Raw genomic sequence first — 18,609 nt, 5'->3', positions numbered from 1 at the left:
CGGGGGTCAGCAGGTGCCCGCCGGGCGGGCCCGGGTCACCAGGTCCGTGTGGCCGGTGGTGCCGTCGATCCACACCACGCGCCTGCCGGTGTCGGCCGCGTGGCCGGTCTGCTCGCCCCGGTTGCAGGAGACCCGCTTGAGGCCCTTGCCGTCCAGGTCGGTCTGCACCAGCTTGGTGAGGTTCCCGTTGCTCCAGCCCCGCTGGGGCTGCCACTGGGTGAGCGTGAGCGCCGAGTCGGAGGCGTCCACGTTCCAGAAGTAGGAGTCCTTGGAGTCCTCGGGCACGATGTCGGTCAGGCCGGTGCCGTCGAGCTTCGCGCGCCGCAGGGCCATGCGGTTGTCGTCGGCGATGTCGTCGACCAGCCAGTACAGGTACTTGCCGTTGATCGCCGGGGTGGCGACGCCGAGGAGGCCGCCCTTGGCCGGGACCAGCGTCTGCTTGCCGGTGCGCACGTCCGTGATCTCCGTGGAGACCTGCTGCTGCCCGTCCTTGTCGGTGTACACCTTGGCGTAGCCGAGCTTGTCACCGCTGATGGTGGGCAGCGCGGTCACCACGTCGTAGCGGCCGCCGTCGACGAACACCGGCTCCCGGTCACCGGGGCGCAGATAGGCCACCCGCTGCTGGCCGTGCGGGCTGGACTCCTGCCAGGTGACGTTGCCGTCGGAGATGCGCACGTTGGCGACGGTGGTGCCCGCCGACCACAGCTTCTTCACCGGGCCGCCGGTCAGGGGCCGGGACAGGATCTCCACGCTGGTCGGCCCGTACGCCACCCACACCGCGCGCTTGCCGTCGGTGTCCGGATAGACGTGGTAGCGCCCGTCGTTGGGGCTGAGCAGCTTCGGTGTGCCGGTGCCGTCGGTGCGGCCCGCGTACACGGAGAAGGCCTCCTGCCCCTCGTCGTCGGACTTCGACGCGGCCCACCAGCCGCCGCCCGCGCCCGCGCCGGTGTTCGGCAGCCTGCCGCCGACCCGGGTGGCGTTCAGGTCGCCGAGGAGCTTCTCGGAGTCGGCGCCGATGGCCTTCTCCCAGCCCTTGGTGATGCCGTGCGCGTCGAACGAGCGGTGCACGGTGCGCAGTTTCGCGCCCTTGACGCCGAGGTCCTTGGCCGCGGCGACCACGGCGTTGCGGGCGTCGGTGTAGCCGTCGAGCGGCGTCAGGTACTCCGCGAGCGCCTTGTAGACGATCCTGTCGGCGAGGGCGGCGCCCAGGTCCTCACGGATGTCCCACAGCGCGCCGGAGACGATCGTCGAGTTGAGGTGCACGCCGCCGCTGTCGGTGCCGATGGTGACGCCGAGGAAGTCCTTCGCGGTGGTGCGGCCGTCGCCCAGGTCGCGCAGGGCGCAGTCGGCGGGGGACTGGGTGCGGCACAGGTCCTCGCCGATGAGCCCGGCCTTCGGGTCGTCCATCGGCGTCTTCGAGGCGTTCACGTCGATGGCGTTGCCGAAGTAGTCGGCGATGGCCTCGTTCAGGGCGCCGGACTGGCCGACGTAGACCAGGCCCGCGGTGTGCTCGACGACGCCGTGCGTCATCTCGTGGCCGACCACGTCCAGATCGGCGGAGAGCGGCTTGAACTCCTCGTCGCCGCCGCCGTACACCATCTTCTGGCCGTCCCAGTAGGCGTTGACGAACGGGAAGCCTCCGTCGGTCACGCCCACCAGGGAGTTGATGGCCATGCCCTTGCCGTCGAGGCTGTCACGGCCGTGCTTCTTCTTGTAGTACTCGTGGACCTGCCCGGCCGCCCAGTGCGCGTCGACCGCGCCCGAGTCGGTCGCCTCCTTGCCGAACTCCTTGGTCTTGGAGGCGAATTCGGTGATCCCCTGCGGCCAGCGTCCCGACGCGTCGTTGGCGTCGACACCTCGCGCGTCCCAGGTGGTCAGGGCGTTCTTGCTGCCGTCCCACTGGTGGCGGTGGTCCCGGAGCTGGTACGAGTCCGACGTGGCGTCGTGCGCGACGTCGAGGGCGACCTTCTTGCCGTCGAGCCTGACGCCGCTGCCCTTGGCGCCGGGGAAGCCGTCGCCGGGGCCGTCGATGGTCTGGATCGCCGAGTACTGGAGTACGGGGAAGCCGGACGCCGCGTCGACGTACACCTCCTGCTTCACCGGGGCGCCGGTCGCCGGATCGCTGCCGGAGACGGTGACGTGGTACGTCAGAAGGCCCTCGCCCTGGGGCAGGACGACCAGGCCGTGGGAGGCGCCGGAGAGGACGTCGCCGCCGCCGTCCTTGGAGCCATTCGCGGCCTTGCCCTCGGTGCTACCAGCCTTGCGGGACTTGGGGGCCAGCTTGGTCAGGCTGCCCGTCCGGCCGTCCCCGGAGGCGGTCGCGGCCACGGCGCGCTCGACGGCCGTCCGCTCCGCGACCTCGGCCTTCGTGCCGACCGCGAGGCCGGTGAAGTACTTGCCGGAGGTGCCGGTGACGACCCGCTCGCCGTCCTTCTTCTCCATCCGCACCAGATACTGGCCGCCGAGGACCGGCACGCCCCGGTGCTTCTGCTGGAAGCGCACGGTCTCGCCGTCGCCGTGCCGCAGCGTCGACTCGGTGCTCAGGTCCTGTCGCGGGTCCGGGATTCCGTAGCGGCCCTTCTTGGCCGCGAGGTGGCCGCGGGCCGCGTCGGCCGGGCTGCCCGAGTCCTTGGCGGCCTCGGCGATCCCGTCGACCAGGGCCGGGGTCGCCGTGCCCTTGCCGGGGACGACCTCGGTGGCCGGGCCCTCGGGAGCCGCCGGAGCGGCCTGTGCCGCCGGGACTCCGGAGGCGAGCAGTGCCGCGGCGCCGAGCAGCGCCGCGCTCCCCGTTATTCGTGTCCGTCTGCGTGAGCTTCTCAAGTTCCCCTCCACGCGCAGAAAAGAGCGCACCGTGTACTTGCCGTGCTCATGGAAGTCGTTGCCCGCATGTTGATCAAGGAATAACGACTGGTCACAAGTGGGGCCGCACACTTGTGTGCGTCGTGGGGCGGGGTGAGACTGCCCGACATGACCATGGGGAGCGGCAAGGGGAGCGCGCTGCGCGACCTGGGCCTGGGGGAGGCGGACGAGCGGGTGTACGGGGCGCTGCTGCGGCAGCGGTCCCCGGCGGCCCGCGACGCCGAGCAGCTGCGGCGGGAACTGGGGCTGACACGGGGGCAGTTGGAGCGGTCGCTGTCCCGGCTGCGGGAGCACGGGTTCACGGTTCCGTACGCGGACACGGAGCCGGGTGGGGATCCGGACTCCGGCGCGGGCGGGGGCGCGGGTCCGGGCGGAGGCGCGGGGAGGGGTGCGGGTGGAGCCGGGGCGGGGGCCGGGTCCTTCGGCCGTGCCGGGCTGCCGCGTCCGGTGCCGCCGGCGCCCGCCGTGCGGGCCCTGATCCACCGAAGACAGGCGGAACTGCACGCCCAGGCAGCGGAGTTGGAGCGGCTGCGGCGCCAGGCCGACGAGATCGCCGAGCGCCTCGAACCCGCCCCGGCCCTCGTGCCCGGCGCGGTCGCGGCCGTCGAGGCGGTGAGCGGTCCCGGCGCCATCGTGCGGCACGTGGACCACCTGCTTGCCCGCGCCGAGAAGGAGGTGCTGATCCTCGACCGGCCGCCCTACCTCAACCCGTGGGCGGTCGCGGGCGCCGACCCCGGCACCGGCATCGCGGCCCTGCTGGAACGCGGGGTCAGTGTGCGGGTGGTGCTCGCCCGCGAGGGGCTCGCGCTGCCCGGCAGGACCCGGCTGCTCGGGCCGCTGGTCGACCGGGGGCTCGGGGTACGGGTCGCGGCCGACGTGCCCACCAAGCTGATCGCGGTGGACGGCAGGGACGCGCTGCTGCCGCCCGCGGCCGGCGTCGACCCGACCCGCGCGGCCGTCGTCGTGCGCGACGCGCTGCTCCAGCACGTCTTCCGGCCGTTCTTCGAGGCCCTGTGGGAGCGGGCGTTACCGCTCGGCGGCGCCGGGCCGCGCCTGTCCGACGAGCACCGCGATCTGCTCGGCCTGCTGGCGGGCGGCTTCAAGGACGAGGCGATCGCGCGCCGGTTGGGCGTCCATGTGCACACCGCGCGCCGCCGGATCAGCCGCCTGCTCGACGAACTGGGCGCCGACACCCGTTTCCAGGCCGGCGCCCAGGCCGCGTTGCGGGGCTGGCTCACGGGCCCTCAGGACCCGCGCGGTCTCAGAAGTTGAAGACCTTGCCCTGACCCGCCGTCATCGCGCAGGGGTTGGCGAAGGTGTGCTCGTACGAGACCCGTCGGCCCTCCCAGACGCCCTGTGCCGTCACCACGATCGGGTTCCACTCCTTGGTGCAGGCGGTGGTCGTCGGCGCCTTGGTCACCTTGTCGAACTTGCCGCCGACCGCGTGCAGTTGGTCGCAGGCACCGGGCGCGTCGGGGTGGCTGCCGACGCCGGTGGAGGAACAGCCGAGGGTCACGGCCCGCTGGATCGAGGCGTCGGCGGCCTTGGCGCCGTAGCCGACGGTGAGCACCAGCTCGGAGGGCGCGAAGCCACTCGCGGCGGCGGGCGCAGCGGTGGCCGCGGGCGCCGGAACGGCGGTGGCCGCGGTGGCCAGACCGCCGAGCGCGAGAGCGGCGCCCAGCGCGATCCCCCCAGAGATGTACCGCATTTCGAACACTCCCTTGCTTGTTGTTGCGAATAACGAACGGAACGGACCGGAGTCTTGCCGAAGGCGACAGCGAAAGCACATCGGGCGCTGACTTTCAGTCGTTGGTTGAAAACTGTGTGTAGTGGCGTGAAGCAATGATCCCTCACGGTCGGTTGAGGTGTGGTGCACCACGCGTGACCGGCGGGAAGGGGGGAATCGGGGGAAGTTTCCGCGATAGCCGGAATGTGCGGTCGCGGGGTGGGGAAGTGGAGTGCGTCACCCCGGTCAGGTCCTTTCGGTGGGGCGGGAATGGCCGGATCAGGAGTACGGGCGGGGATTTTGTGAATGCGTTCACAAGCTCGCAAGGGTCTTTGGGCCCTTGGCGTTCACGCAGGTGAGAGATCGTTTTCCGCGATATTTCGCGTTGCCGGAAGGACTTTCTCCCTCTCGGGTCAGGGCTTTTTCTTGATCTCTGGGCGGCGCCGCGGAGGTCGAATGGAGAGGTCACCACAGGGGTCTGAAGAGGGAGTACCTGCCATGGAGACGAAGGAGACGCGGACCGAGGACGCGCGGGCCCGGGAAGCGCGGGCAAAGGACGCGCGGGGCGAGGAGTTGGTGGACGGTCTGGTCAGGCGGGCCCGCGCCGCGCTCGCCCGCTTCGAGTCCTACGACCAGGAACAGGTCGACCACATCGTCACGAAGGCCTCCCTGGCGGCGCTGAACGCGCACGGGGAACTGGCCCGGCAGGCCGTCGAGGAGACCGGGCGCGGCCTCTTCGAGGACAAGGCCGTCAAGAACCTCTTCGCGTGCGAGCACGTCGTGAACTCGATGCGCGGACTGAAGACCGCGGGCGTCATCTCCCGCGACGAGCTGAACGGCATCACCGAGATCGCCGAACCGGTCGGTGTCGTCTGCGCGATGACCCCGGTCACCAACCCCACCTCCACCACCGTCTTCAAGGCACTCATCGCCCTGAAGACCCGCAACCCGATCGTCTTCGCCTTCCACCCGAGCGCCCAGAAGTGCTCCGCCGAGGCCGCCCGCGTCGTCCGGGACGCGGCAGTCGCGGCCGGGGCGCCCGAGGACTGCGTGCAGTGGATCGAGGACCCTTCGATGGCGGCCACCGGCTTCCTCATGAACCACGAGGACGTCTCGACCATCCTCGCCACCGGCGGCAACGCGATGGTCCGCGCCGCCTACTCCTGCGGCAAGCCCGCACTCGGCGTCGGCGCGGGCAACGTCCCCGCGTACATCGCCCGCAGCGCCAAGCTGAACCGCGCCGTGCACGACATCGTGCTCTCCAAGGCCTTCGACAACGGCATGATCTGCGCCTCCGAGCAGGCGGTCGTTCTCGACCGTGAGGTGTACGACGAGGGGATCGCCGAATTCCAGCGGCTCGGCGCGTACGTGGTGTCGGCGGCCGAGAAGACCAAGCTGGAGGAGTTCGTCTTCGGCACCACGGCGTTCGCCGCCAACTGCGCGGGCGCGAAGCTCAACGCGGACGTCGTCGGCAAGTCCGCGCGATGGATCGCCGAGCAGGCCGGGTTCGAGGTGCCCGAGAACACCCAGATCCTGCTCGCCGAGTGCGCGGAGGTCGGCGAGGGCGAGCCGTTGACCCGCGAGAAGCTCTCGCCCGTACTGGCCGCGCTGAAGGCGGATTCGACCGAGCAGGGGATCGAACTCGCCGCGCGGATGGTCGAGTTCCACGGCCTCGGGCACAGCGCCGCGATCCACACCGAGGACGAGGCGCTGGCGGAGGAGTTCGGCCGCCGCGTCAAGGCGGTCCGCGTCATCGTCAACGCGCCCTCGACCTTCGGCGGCATCGGCGACGTCTACAACGCCTTCCTGCCCTCCCTCACCCTCGGCTGCGGTTCGTACGGACACAACTCGGTGTCGAACAACGTCTCCGCCGTCAACCTCGTCAACGTCAAGCGGATCGGACGGCGCAACACCAACATGCAGTGGTTCAAGGTCCCGCCGAAGATCTACTTCGAGCGCAACTCGCTGCGCTACCTGGGCGAGATGGAGGGCATCGAGCGCGTCTGCGTCGTCACCGACCGGACGATGTCGGACCTCGGCTTCGTACGGAAGGTCACCGACATCCTGGCCGCCCGCGCGGAGCCGGTCACCGTGCAGGTCATCGACGACGTCGAGCCCAACCCGGAACTCGCCACCGTGCGCGCGGGCGCCGCCCGGATGCGGGACTTCCGGCCGGACACCATCATCGGCCTCGGCGGCGGCTCGCCCATGGACGCCGCCAAGATCATGTGGCTGATGTACGAGCACCCCGAGGTCGAGTTCGCCGACACCAAGGAGAAGTTCTTCGACATCAGGAAGCGGGCTTTCCGCTTCCCCGGGCTCGGCGAGAAGGCACGCATGATCGCCATCCCGACGACCTCGGGCACGGGCTCGGAGGTCACGCCCTTCGCCGTCATCTCCGACCCGGAGGCCGCCCAGAAGTACCCGCTCGCCGACTACGCCCTCACCCCGAGCGTCGCCATCGTCGACCCGGTCCTGCCGCTGCGGCTGCCCCCGGCCGTCACGGCCGACTCCGGCTTCGACGCCCTGACCCACGCCACCGAGGCGTACGTCTCCGTGTACGCCAACGACTACACCGACGGGCTCTGCCTCCAGGCCATCAAGCTGATCTTCGAGAACCTGGAGAGGTGCGTGGTGAACGGGGCCGGCGACCCCGAGGCCCGCGAGAAGATGCACAACGCCTCGACCGTCGCGGGCATGGCCTTCGCCAACGCCTTCCTCGGCCTCGTGCACGCCATGGCGCACACCCTCGGCAACACCTTTCACGTCCCGCACGGCCGCACCAACGCGGTGCTGCTGCCGCATGTCATCCGGCACAACGGCACCGTGTCCGGGAAGGCCACGCCGTGGCCCAAGGCCGAGGTGTACCGGGCGCCGGAGCGGTTCCAGGAGATCGCCCGCACGCTGGGCCTGGCGGCGGCCACGCCCGAGGAGGGCGTGGAGTCCTACGCCCGGGCCGTCGAGGAGCTGCGGGCGCGGTGCGGGATTCCCGCCTCCTTCCAGGAGGCCGGGGTCGACGAGGCCGCCTTCATCGAGGCCCTGCCCCAGCAGGTGAGGAACGCGTACGCGGATCAGTGCGCGCCCGCCAATCCGCGGATGCCGATGCTCTCCGAGATGGAGGGGTTGATGCGGCTGGCGTTCTACGGGGTGGGGTCGGCCGCCTGAGCCTTGTCGTCGGGTGTGGGCCGTCCGGTGCCTTCGGGTGCTGGGCGGCCCCTTTCGTCTGCGGGTCGTGGGGGCTGGTCGCGCAGTTCCCCGCGCCCCTTACGGGGCTCGGTGCCCGTGCGTCAGCGTTTGGGCCAGTACCACAAGGGCTCGTCCAGAAGGCTTTCGCGGCCCGCGACCCCCGTCTCGCCCGACTGCTTGACCAGCTCTATGGAGTTGACGTCCACGCGGTGGCGGCGGGCGCCCTTCGCGACCGCCTCCGCCAGCGGGTCGGCGTGGGTGACCAGGACGATCTGGGTGTCCTTGGTCGCGTGCAGGATCAGGTCCGCGAGGGGGCGCAGCAGGTCCGGGTGGAGGCTGGTCTCCGGCTCGTTCAGGACCAGGAGCGAGGGCGGCCGGGGCGTGAGGAGCGCGGCCGCCCACAGCAGATAGCGCAGCGTGCCGTCGGACAACTCGGCCGCGCCGAGGGGGCGGTTCAGCCCCCTCTGGTGCAACTGCACCTCGAACCGCCCGCCGTTGTCCTCGACCCGCACCCGCGTCCCCGGGAACGCGTCGTCCACGGCGGCGTCGAGCGCCCCGGCGTCGCCGATCTCGCGGATGGTCTGCAGGGCCGCCGCCAGGTCGGCGCCGTCGTGGCCGAGGACCGGGGTGCGGGTGCCGATGCGGGCGGCGCGGGCGGGGGCGTCGGCGTCGGTGCGGACGTGGTCGTAGAACCGCCAGGACCGGATCAGCTCGCGCAGCCGGAGCAGGTCGGGCGCGAGCTGCGGGTCCGCCAGCTCACTCAGCATGCTGTCGTACGGCCGCAGGCCCTGCGTGCGGTGCCAGCCGCCGTCCGCCGTCCGCGTGCGCACGGCGGGGCCCGCGCGGTCGCACAGCAGGGCCGCGGGGCGCAGGACCGGTCCCGCCCACGTGCACTCGCGCTTGATCTCCGGGTCCAGGTTGAACAGGGACGGGGCCGCGCCCACGCCCGACGTCGGTATGGGATGCCCGAAGTCGACCGCGTATCCGAACTCGTCGCCGGCGAAGCCGAGTCTCATGTTGGCCGCCTCCGCCTTGGCCTGGCCTGCCCACAGGGCGGATTGAAGCCCGCCTTCCCGGGCCAGGGCCGCGACGGAGCCGCCTCGGCCCGCGTCCGCGAGGAGGCGCAGTGCTCTGTACAGGCTGGACTTGCCCGTGCCGTTGGCGCCTGTGATGACGTTCAGGCGGTCCAGCGGGACGATCAGTTTGCGCAGCGAGCGGTAGTTTTCGACGGCGAGTGTGCGGATCATGTTCTTCAGGGTCGCAGGCGGGTCTGACATTCACGGAGCCGTGCCCCTGGCTCCCTTTTCGCCGCTTCGCGGCTCGTCCTCAAACGCCGGACGGGCTGGTGGTCGCCTCGTCCGTCTTCGTCCGCCCGCCCGCCTTGCGCGTCGCCACCAGCAACGTCACCGCCGCTCCCGCCACCGCCCACGCCGAGAGGACCAGGAGCGGGCCCGTCACCGCGTTGCCCTGGAAGTACGCGATGGAGCGGGCCACCCACGTGCCCGCGCCCGGGGGCAGGGCCGGGCCGATCGCCTCCCAGAACGGGGGCAGCATCGGCAGGGGGAAGGCGCCGCCCGCGCTGGGGTTGCCCGCCACCACGATGACGAGCACGGCCAGGCCGATGCCGACGACGCCGGTGATTGCCTCCAGGGCGAGCGTGAACGCGCCGACCGCGAAGGTGACCAGGGCGCCCAGGCCCCACAGGGCCATGATCGAGCCGGGCAGGGCGCCCAGGATCGGGCCGATGATGACCGCGCCGCCGAGGCCGCCCGCGAGGGCGAGCAGGGCCATGGCGCCGAGCCGGATCGCCGCGCGCTGAGGGTTCGCGACCTTCGAGCCCGCGCTGATCGACATGATCGAGGCGCACAGATAGCCGCCCACGCACCAGCCGACGACCAGGTAGAACGACGACAGGCCGTTGAAGTCCTGGGGCGACGCGGCGGCGACGTCGACGGGCCGCACCGAGCGCTTCTGATCGCCGTCGGCCTTGGCGGCGATCATCTCCAGGGCGTTGGCGAGTGCCTTGCCGCCGCCGGAGGCGACCAGGAGGGTGTCGGTGGTGCCCTGAGGGTCGACGATCAGGGCGCCGTCGATCTTCCGGTCGATGATCTGCCGCCGCGCCTCGGCCTCGTCCTTGACCACGCGCGGGTCCAGTGGCTCACCGGGCAGCTTCGCCAGCTTGTCCCTGGTCTGGGCGGCCGCGTCGCCGGGGGCGACGACTCCGAAGGCCACGTCCCGCGGCTTCGGATGGTGCAGCGCGCCCACGTAGGAGGCGATGAACAGCAGCTGGAGCGCCAGTACACCGACGACGAGCAGGGCTGCTCGCGGGGTGACGGCGCTCTTCAACTCGTCGACGAAGGTCATGCCCCCACGCTCCGAGGCGCCCGGGGCTCACGCAGGTGGGGTGGGCCGAACGGATGACGGGCCGCCTCTAGTGCGCAGGCACCAGGACAGGTGCGCGGCTGGTCCGGGGGCACCAGGGGAAGACGGCGGCAGGGGACGATGCCCGGCAGGGGCGCCGGAGGCAACTGTGGGAGGCGCGCGCATCTCGCGCGTTTCCCTTGCCTAGCGGTGTCTGGAGTGATCTACAGGTGGCGACTTTTCTTTACCGGATCGGGCGGTGGGCCTTCCGGAGGCGCCGGCTCGTGGGCGGTCTGTGGTTGGGCGCCCTGTTGCTGGCCGTGGCGGCCGCCGCCGTGGCGCCGGCCGCGGAGGAAGAGGACCTCTCCATGCCGGGCACCGAGTCGCAGGAGGCGTTCGACCTCCTTGACGAGCGCTTCCCCGAGAGCAACGCCCAGGGCGCCGAGGCCCGGTTGGTGTTCCAGGCCCCGGACGGGCAGCGGGTGACGGCCGGGGAGAACAAGGCGGCCGTCAAGGACACGCTCGGCTCGCTGGACGGGGGCGACCAGGTCGCGTCGGCCACCGACCCGTACAAGACCGGCGCCGTCAGCAAGGACGGCACCATCGCCTACTCCACGATCACCTACACCGCGGACGCCCGTGACCTGACCGGGCCGACGAAGAGCGCCCTGGAGGACGCCGCGGGCAAGGCCCGGGGCACGGGTCTGACCGTGGAGATCGGCGGCTCGGCCCTGGAGTCGGAAGAGGCACCGGGCGGTACGACGGAGATCGTCGGCGTGGCGGTGGCGGCCGTCGTCCTCGTCCTCACCCTCGGGTCGCTGGTCGCGGCCGGCCTTTCGCTCCTCACCGCGTTCGTGGGCGTGGCCATCGCCTTCGGCCTGGTCTCCGCGCTCGCCGTGCCGCTGGGCCTGACGGACACCGTCGCCATCCTGGCGCTGATGCTGGGCCTCGCGGTCGGCATCGACTACGCGCTCTTCATCACCTCCCGCTACCGCGACGAGCGCGCCCGGGGCAGCGACCCGGAGGAGGCCGCGGGCCGGGCGGCGGGCACGGCCGGATCCGCCGTCGTCTTCGCCGGGGCGACCGTCTTCATCGCCCTGGTCGGCCTCGGCGTCGTCGGCATCCCCGAACTCACCAAGATGGGCCTGGGCGGGGCGGGCGCGGTGGCCCTCGCCGTACTCGTCGCGCTGACGCTGGTCCCGGCGCTGTTCGGCTTCTTCGGCCGGCGGGTGCTGTCGCGCGCCGCCCGGAAGGCACCCTCGTACCAGAAGGAGGGAAGCGAGCACCCGGTGCCCGGCGCGGCGGGCCGTCCCGGGCTCGGCACCCGCTGGGCGCGGTTCGTGCTGCGTCGCCCCGTGGCCGTCCTGATGGTCGCCGGACTCGGTCTCGGTGCCGTCGCGACACCGGCGCTGAGCCTCGAACTCGGGCTGCCCGGAGACGAGTCCAAGTCGGTGGAGACCACCCAGCGCCGCGCCTACGACCTGCTGTCGGACGGCTTCGGCCCCGGCTTCAACGGCCCGCTGACCGTGGTCGTGGACTCGTCGCGGGCCGCGGACACCCGGGCCGCGACGGACCTGGTCGTCAAGGCCGTGCGGGGCGTGGACGGGGTCGCGTCGGTCGGTGATCCGCTGCTCAGCAAGACCAAGGACACGGCCGTCCTCACCGCCGTACCGAAGACCGCGCCGAACAGCGGCGAGACCAAGGACCTGGTGAACGCGATCCGGGGCGCGGTCTCCGGGGTCGAGGCCGACACCGGCGCCGGCGTCCTGGTGACCGGCAAGACCGCGATGAACATCGACATCTCCGAAGCCATGTCGGACGCCCTCATCCCCTATCTGACGGTGGTCATCGGCCTGGCGGTGCTCCTGCTGATGGTGGTGTTCCGCTCGATCCTGGTCCCCGTCAAGGCAGCGCTCGGCTTCCTGCTGTCGGTGGGTGCCGCCTTCGGTGTCCTCGTCGCCGTCTTCCAGTGGGGCTGGGCGGCGGACCTGCTCGGCATCGAGCAGACCGGCCCTGTGATGTCGCTGATGCCGATCCTCGTCATCGGGATCGTGTTCGGCCTCGCCATGGACTACGAGGTCTTCCTGCTCACCCGGATGCGGGAGGCGTACGTCCATGGCGCGTCCCCCGGCGAGGCCATCGTGACCGGGTTCCGGCACAGCGGACGGGTGGTGGCCGCGGCGGCGATCATCATGGTCAGCGTGTTCGCCGGATTCATCGGGATGAGCAGCCCGACCATCCAGACGATGGGCGTCGGCCTGGCCGCCGCCGTCGCCTTCGACGCCTTCGTGGTGCGGATGGCGATCGTGCCCGCGGTCCTCGCCCTGCTCGGCCACCGGGCCTGGTGGCTGCCCCGTATCCTGAGCCGCGTGCTGCCGAACGTGGACATCGAGGGCGAGAAGCTGAACAGGCACGTCCCGGCCCCCGCGGCCGTGGTGGACGCGGCGGCGCAGCCGCTGCCCGTCGGCCGGCACCGGTACTGAGCCGGTCATGACGCACACGGACGGCGGTGGCCCGCGCACACGCGGCACATGGTGGCGGGAGGGCGCGGTCACGGCGACGGCGTTCGCGCTCTGCCTGCTCGGCGGCGTGCTGCGCGACGACGACGGCCCGCTGTCACCGCCGTCCGCCGCTGCCTACGCCATCGCCGTGGTGTCCAGTGCCGTGCTGCCGCTGCGGCACCGGGCGCCCCTGGCCGTCATGGCGGTCACGACCGCGAGCGGCATCCTCGTGCCGCCCCTGGGCCTCCTGCTGAGCCCGCTCATCGTGGCCCCCGCCGTGATCACCGCCTACTCCTACGCGCTCACCGTGCGCAACGAACGGCGCGCGGCGAGCGCGGTGTCGCTCATCTCCGCGGCACTCCTTCTCGCCGCCACCCCTTTGTTCGGGGCCCTCTCCTGGAAGGACGCGAGCAGGGTGGGGGCGGTGGCGGCGTTTCCCCTCGTGGCCGGGGTGCTCGGGCGCTCGGTGCGGAACCGGCGGGCCTATCTGGCGGCCGTGGAGGAGCGGGCCCTGCGGGCCGAGGAGAGCAGGGACAGCGAGGCGCGCCGGAGAGTGGCCGAGGAACGGGTGCGCATCGCCCGGGAGTTGCACGACCTGGTGGCCCATCAGATCACCCTGGCCAACGCGCAGGCCACGGTCGCCGCCCACCTCTTCGACACCCGCCCGGAGCAGACCCGCAAGAGCCTCAGGGAACTCGTCGAGACCACCAGCGACGCGCTCGACGACCTGCGGGCCACGGTCGGCCTGCTGCGCCAGTCCGAGGACACGGAACCCGGGGACACGGCCCGGCCCGCCGAACCGGCGCCCGGACTGTCCCGGCTCCCCACGCTCCTTGAGTCCTTCCGCCGCGCGGGCCTAGAGGTTTCGGTGCACGAGGAGGGCACGGCCAGGCCGCTGCCGCCGGGAGTGGACCTCACCGCCTACCGCATCGTCCAGGAGGCCCTGACCAACGTGACCAAGCACGCCGGTACCGGCAGCGCCCGGGTGCGCCTCGCCTGGAACCGCGACCGCGTGACCATCACCGTCGCCGACGACGGCAGGGAATCCCGTACGACGCCGAACGCGGCCGCCGGAGCGGGCGCGGCCACGGCGACGGAACGCCCGCCCGGTTACGGTCTGATCGGGATGCGTGAACGCGCCACCGCGGTCGGAGGACGACTCTCCGCGGGCAGGCGCCCGGAGGGCGGCTTCCTCGTCTCCACCCAACTGCCCCTGCCGCCCGCCAAGGACACGACGCGGAGCGGTGACGGTGCGACGAGTGCCGAGGGGCAGATGACGGGTGGAGTGATGACTGTCGAGGGGCAGATGACGGACGGGGCGACGACTGCCGAGGGGCAGATGACGGACGGGGCGACACCCATCGAAGCGCCGATGTCTGACGGAGCGACAGGCGCCGGACGGCCGGGCGCCGGAGAGGCCGGAGAAACCGGGGGCGCCCCATGACCCTTCGCGTGCTGCTCGCCGACGACCAGGCCCTGCTGCGCGGGGCCTTCCGGCTGCTTCTCGACTCCGCCGACGACATCACCGTGGTCGGCGAGGCCGCCGACGGCAGGGAGGCGGTGCGGCTCACCCGGCAACTGCGCCCGGACGTTGTGATCATGGACGTCCGGATGCCCGAGGTGGACGGCCTCGCCGCCACGTCGGAGATCTGCGCGGACCCGGACCTGCGGGCCAGCCGCATCCTGATCCTCACCACGTACGAGACCGACGAGTACGTCGCGCAGGCGCTGCGCGCGGGCGCCGGGGGCTTCATCGGCAAGGGCATCGGGGCCGAGGACCTGCTGGCGGCCGTACGGACGATCGCCGCCGGCGACACCCTGCTGTCCCCGGCCGCGACCCGCTCCCTGGTGGCCCGGTTCCTGGCCACACCGGCCGACGCCCCGCCGCGCCACCCCGAACGGCTCGCCGTGCTCACCCCGCGCGAACGCGAGATGGTGGCCCTGGTCGCGACCGGCCTGTCCAACCAGGAGATCGCCGAGCAGATGTTCCTCAGCCCCTTCACCGTCCGCGCCCACGTCCAGCGCGCCATGACGAAACTGGAGGCCCGCGACCGGGCCCAGCTCGTCGTCATCGCCTACCGGACGGGCCTGGCCCGGGCGGACGCCGACTAGGTCAGGGCGCCGGGGCGAACTCCGGCAGCGTCAGGGCCGAGTGGGCCGGTCGCGCCGTCGCCGAGGGCATGGTGACGAGGCCGCGCAGCATCGCGTCGCGCTGCTCCAGGGCCTGCGCCGTGGTGGGGAAGAGCGCGGCCCCGCCCTCGTCGACCAGGGCCTGGTTCAGGGCCACGAACGGGCGGAGGCCGTGTTCGTAGGCGGTGAGGGCCGCGGTGTGGTCCCGGTGCGTGGCCAGGGCGTGGGCGAGCAGGTAGGCGCCGACGAGCGCGAGGCTCGAACCCTGGCCGGTGAGGAACGAGGGGGCGTACGCGGCGTCGCCGACGAGCGCGACGCGGCCCCTCGACCAGTGGGGCATGCGGATCTGACCGGCCGTGTCGAAGAACAGGTCGTCCGCCTTGCGCAGGGCGTCGAGCATGGCGGGGACCTCCCAGCCCGCGTCCGCGAAGACCCTGGCGACCAGGTCCCGTTGGGCGTCGGGGCCGCGCAGGGCGGCGAGCGGCGGCTGTGGCTGGTGGAAGTTCAGGAAGGCGTGCAACTCGTCGTCGTGCCCGGTGGCGTAGAGGGCCGCGGCTCTCCCCGGGGTGTTCCACATCATGAGCTCGCGGGAGAGCCCGAAGGTGTTCGGCGTGGTGAAGAGGGCGAAGCAGTGGCCGAGATGGCGGTGGAACTGCTCTTCGACGCCGAAGACGGAGTTCCGGGTGGCCGAGTGCATGCCGTCGGCGCCGACGACCAGGTCGAACGTGCGCTGCCGCCCACTGCGGAACGTGACGTCGACCCCGGGCCCGTACTGGTCGAGGGTGTCGATGGAGTCGTCGAACAGGAACTCCACGTCGTCGCGGACCAGCGAGTGGAGGACCGCGGCCAGATCCCCGCGACGTACCTCCAGGTCCTGCCCCTCGGCGCTTGCGGTGGCGGTGCCCGCGCCGACCGAGGCCACGGTGGCGCCGTCGGCGTCGAGGAAGGTGAAGCGGCGCACGTCGATGTGCGCGTCCCGCAGCCGCGGCAGGACGCCCATCCGCCGCACCACCTCTGTCGCGGTGCCGCGGATGTCGATCGGGTAGCCGCCGCCGCGCGGTGCGCCCGCCTTCTCCACCACGGTGACCGTGTGTCCGGAGCGGCGCAGCCAGTACGCGAGGGCTGGTCCGGCGACGCCGGCGCCCGAGATCAGGACGGTGCGCCGCGCGGTCGGCGTACTCACGTTCATCGACAGATCGACAGGTGTCATGCCTGGGTTCCCTTCTTCGTGACACGGACGACGAGCAGTGAGAGTGCGGCGATGAGACCGGCGGCGACGAAGCCGGTGGCGAAGGCCGATTCGGTCGGCAGGCCCGTCGTCGGGTCGGCCCCGGCGTCGAGGATCGAGCCGCCGACCTGGCCGCCGATGGCGACGCCGATCACACGGGTCACCACGAGCAGGCTGGTGGCGATGCCGGTGTCCTCGGTCTCGACGGCGGTGGCGGCGCGGGTGAGCAGCGCCGTGGAAGCGACGCCCGCGGCGATCGCGGTCAGCACCTTCGCGAGGACGAGTTGCCATGCCGCGGTGTGCAGCGCCGCGAGGGCGATCGCCGTGGCCGCCATGACGACGGCGCCCACGACGAGCACGGTACGCAGACCGAGACGCCGCGCCGCGACCCCGCCGACCGAGTCGCTGACCGCCCCGGCGACGGCGCCGGGCAGCAGGAGAAGGCCGATGTCGGTGGTGCCGAGCCCGAAGCCGTACCCGTCGGCCTCCAACGCGAACAACTGCGGGAGCAGGAAGGCCACCATCCCGAAACCGGCGGTGACGACGAAGGTGAGCACGCACGAATGCCAGAGCGCGGGCCGTGCCAGCATGCGCAGGTCGACCATCGGCGCGGCCGCCCGGCGCTCGACGACGACCCATCCGGTCGCGAGGGCGACGACGACCACCGCGAGGCCACCGACCGCGAGGGGCGGCAGGCCGGAGCCCGTGACCTTCACGAGCCCGAGCATGAACACGAGCAGCGTGCCGCTCAGCAGCACCATGCCGGGCCAGTCGATCCCGCTGTCCGACCGGACCGGCGGATCGTGCGGCAGCAGTCGTGCCACGGCCGCCGTCGTCACGATGACCGCGACGGTCGGCAGCGCGAACATCCAGGGCCAGGACAGCCCTTCGGCGATCGGCCCCGCGCTCAGCGTCCCCACCATGCCGCCGCCCGTGAACAGCGCCATGACCAGGCCGATCGCCAGCCGCGACGGCCCTGCCGCGAGGTGCTTGCGGACGAGGATGAAGGAGAGGGGCAGCGCGCCCACCATGACGCCCTGCAGCACCTGACCGGCCAGCAGCACCGGCAGGTTCGGCGCCAGGGCGGCCAGCAGACCACCGGCCGAGACGACGGCCATCAGCCGGACGAGGACCCGCTTGCCGCCGTAGCGGTCGCCGAGCTTGCCCGCGACGGGTGCGACGACCGCGCCGGTGATGAGCAACGTGTTGCCGATCAGGGCCCCTTCGGCGGGACTGACCCCCAACTCGCGTTGCAACTGCGGGAGCGCGGGCTCCACCACCGACTGCAGGGTGCCTAGGGCGAGCGCCAGGACACCGAGGGCACCGATCGACAGCTTCCCGACGCGGGCCGGGGGAGCGACAGTCACGGACATGGACGTCCCGTTCATCGTTGGGGTGCGGGCAAGCGCGGCAGGCGCGAGCGAGCGCGTGAAGGGTGGGCGAGTGCGTGCGGGCACGAGAAGGTGCGCGCCTCCCACACTTGCCTCCGGCCCCCCGGCCGGGCATCGTCCCCCGCCGCCGTCTTCCCCTGGTGCGCCCGGACCAGCCCGCACCCGCCCTGGTGCCTGCGCACTACAGGCACCGGCGCACGTGACTACAGGCCGACGCGCGGCCCGGCGCCGGAAAGGTCACCGCAGCCCCGCGGTGCTCGCGGGCCGCACCGCGCCCGGACCGAAGCGCGCCCGGGCCCGGTCGGCCGCCGCCTCGATACGGCGGGCCTTGTCGTCGTCGGCCCCGAAGGTCAGTTGCCGGGACGCCGACCCCGCGTCGCACAGGTCGCTCGCGCGCAGCGTGAGGCCCCGGACCCGGGCCCGCTGCAGCCCCAGGGTGCCGTGCAACGCGTGTGCCGCCACGCGGAGTCGAGGGCTGTGCGCGGTGGGTTCGGGCAAGGTGCGGCTGCGGGTGATCGACGAGTACCCGGTGCGGTCGGCGTACTGGACGGTCAAGGTCAGACAGCGGCAGGCCTGCCGCTCGCCGCGCAGCCGGGTGCCGAGCTTTTCGGTGAGGTGGGCCAGGGCGCCGCGCTGCCGGTCGGGGTCGAGTTCGTCGCGGGTGAAGCGGTGCTCGGCGCTGAAGGTGCGGGGCGGGGCGCCGGGGACGACCCGTGTGGGGTCGATGCCGGCCGCGCGCTGGTGGAGCTGGCGCCCGGCCGCCGTGCCCAGGATGCGCTGGAGCGTGAGCAGGGGAGTGGCGGCGATCAGGTCGGCGGTGGCCAGGCCGTAGGAGGCCAGGGTGCGGACCGTCGCCGGGCCGACCCCGGGCAGCGCGGCGGCGGGCAGCCCGGTGAGGAACGCGGTGATGGCCCCGGGGGCGTCGGGGACGGCGCGGATCGCGCCGGGGGCGCCACGGTGGGCGGCCAGTTGGGCGAGGAGCGGGTTGGGGCCGACGCCGACGGTCGCGTCCAGGCCGAAGACCGCGGCCGTCCGCATCCGGATCAGGGCCGCGAGGGCGGTGGCGTCACGGTCGAAGTACCGCACGCTCCCGGACACGTCGGCGAGTGCCGCGTCGGGCGGCAGGGCCTGGACCGTGGGCGTGAACTCGGCCAGCGTGTCCATGAGCCGGCGGTACGTCGGCTCGGGCTGCGGGTCGCCGAAGTGGAGGTAGAGGATCATCGTCGG

At 72.4% G+C, this 18,609-nt stretch carries 12 protein-coding genes; 5 read left to right on the top strand and 7 right to left on the bottom strand.

Features of this window, described 5'->3' with window-relative positions; translation table 11 throughout:
- Positions 1–6: 6 nt before the first annotated feature.
- Positions 7–2,820, bottom strand: coding sequence for a M4 family metallopeptidase (locus ACZ6BG_RS27185; RefSeq protein ID WP_469006055.1), 2,814 nt, complete (start codon positions 2,818–2,820; stop codon positions 7–9).
- Between the two features lie 147 nt (positions 2,821–2,967).
- Here ACZ6BG_RS27185 and ACZ6BG_RS27180 point away from each other — a divergent pair, with 147 nt between their 5' ends.
- The gene (locus tag ACZ6BG_RS27180; RefSeq protein ID WP_469006053.1) at positions 2,968–4,131 is read left to right on the top strand and encodes a helix-turn-helix domain-containing protein; all 1,164 of its coding nucleotides are present in this window, start codon (positions 2,968–2,970) and stop codon (positions 4,129–4,131) included.
- Here ACZ6BG_RS27180 and ACZ6BG_RS27175 read toward each other — a convergent pair.
- Positions 4,121–4,567, bottom strand: coding sequence for a subtilase-type protease inhibitor (locus ACZ6BG_RS27175; RefSeq protein ID WP_469006051.1), 447 nt, complete (start codon positions 4,565–4,567; stop codon positions 4,121–4,123). The genes ACZ6BG_RS27180 and ACZ6BG_RS27175 overlap by 11 nt on opposite strands.
- A gap of 516 nt (positions 4,568–5,083) precedes the next feature.
- On the opposite strand from ACZ6BG_RS27175, the gene adhE reads away from it, so the two are divergent.
- A complete protein-coding gene (gene adhE, locus ACZ6BG_RS27170) occupies positions 5,084–7,750 on the top strand; it encodes a bifunctional acetaldehyde-CoA/alcohol dehydrogenase (protein WP_469006049.1) in 2,667 nt (888 codons plus the stop codon).
- 122 nt (positions 7,751–7,872) lie between these two features.
- Here adhE and ACZ6BG_RS27165 read toward each other — a convergent pair whose 3' ends face one another.
- Positions 7,873–9,018, bottom strand: a complete 1,146-nt coding sequence (locus tag ACZ6BG_RS27165) for an AAA family ATPase (RefSeq protein ID WP_469006047.1) — start codon at positions 9,016–9,018, stop codon at positions 7,873–7,875.
- 79 nt (positions 9,019–9,097) lie between these two features.
- Complete coding sequence (locus ACZ6BG_RS27160) at positions 9,098–10,135, bottom strand: DUF3533 domain-containing protein (RefSeq protein WP_469006046.1); 1,038 nt, start codon at positions 10,133–10,135, stop codon at positions 9,098–9,100.
- A 227-nt stretch (positions 10,136–10,362) separates the two neighbouring features.
- Between ACZ6BG_RS27160 and ACZ6BG_RS27155 the strand changes: the two genes are divergently transcribed.
- The 3 genes from ACZ6BG_RS27155 to ACZ6BG_RS27145 are packed head-to-tail and all read left to right on the top strand — an operon-like array spanning position 10,363 to position 14,745.
- The gene (locus tag ACZ6BG_RS27155) at positions 10,363–12,615 is read left to right on the top strand and encodes an MMPL family transporter (protein WP_469006045.1); all 2,253 of its coding nucleotides are present in this window, start codon (positions 10,363–10,365) and stop codon (positions 12,613–12,615) included.
- 7 nt (positions 12,616–12,622) lie between these two features.
- On the top strand, positions 12,623–14,077 hold the full coding sequence (locus ACZ6BG_RS27150) for a sensor histidine kinase (protein WP_469006041.1): 1,455 nt from the start codon (positions 12,623–12,625) through the stop codon (positions 14,075–14,077).
- Positions 14,074–14,745: a response regulator transcription factor gene (locus ACZ6BG_RS27145; protein ID WP_469006039.1), complete on the top strand. Its 672-nt coding sequence runs from the start codon at positions 14,074–14,076 to the stop codon at positions 14,743–14,745. The genes ACZ6BG_RS27150 and ACZ6BG_RS27145 overlap by 4 nt, the downstream gene beginning before the upstream one ends.
- Before the next feature lies 1 nt (position 14,746).
- Here the strand turns inward: ACZ6BG_RS27145 and ACZ6BG_RS27140 are convergent, their stop codons facing one another.
- From ACZ6BG_RS27140 to ACZ6BG_RS27130, 3 genes are all read right to left on the bottom strand, one after another.
- Positions 14,747–15,973, bottom strand: coding sequence for an FAD-dependent monooxygenase (locus ACZ6BG_RS27140; RefSeq protein ID WP_469006037.1), 1,227 nt, complete (start codon positions 15,971–15,973; stop codon positions 14,747–14,749).
- Entirely contained in the window at positions 15,970–17,364 is a 1,395-nt protein-coding gene (locus ACZ6BG_RS27135) for an MFS transporter (RefSeq protein WP_469006035.1), read from the bottom strand. Before ACZ6BG_RS27135 ends, ACZ6BG_RS27140 begins: the two co-directional genes overlap by 4 nt.
- 255 nt (positions 17,365–17,619) lie before the next feature.
- Positions 17,620–18,603: a DNA polymerase Y family protein gene (locus ACZ6BG_RS27130; RefSeq protein WP_469006033.1), complete on the bottom strand. Its 984-nt coding sequence runs from the start codon at positions 18,601–18,603 to the stop codon at positions 17,620–17,622.
- Between the last annotated feature and the right edge of the window lie 6 nt (positions 18,604–18,609).

Source organism: Streptomyces sp. NPDC041205 (genome assembly GCF_055591765.1).
The sequence above is the reverse complement of the archived record's forward strand: the minus strand, read 5'-3'. Positions and strand labels throughout refer to the sequence as shown.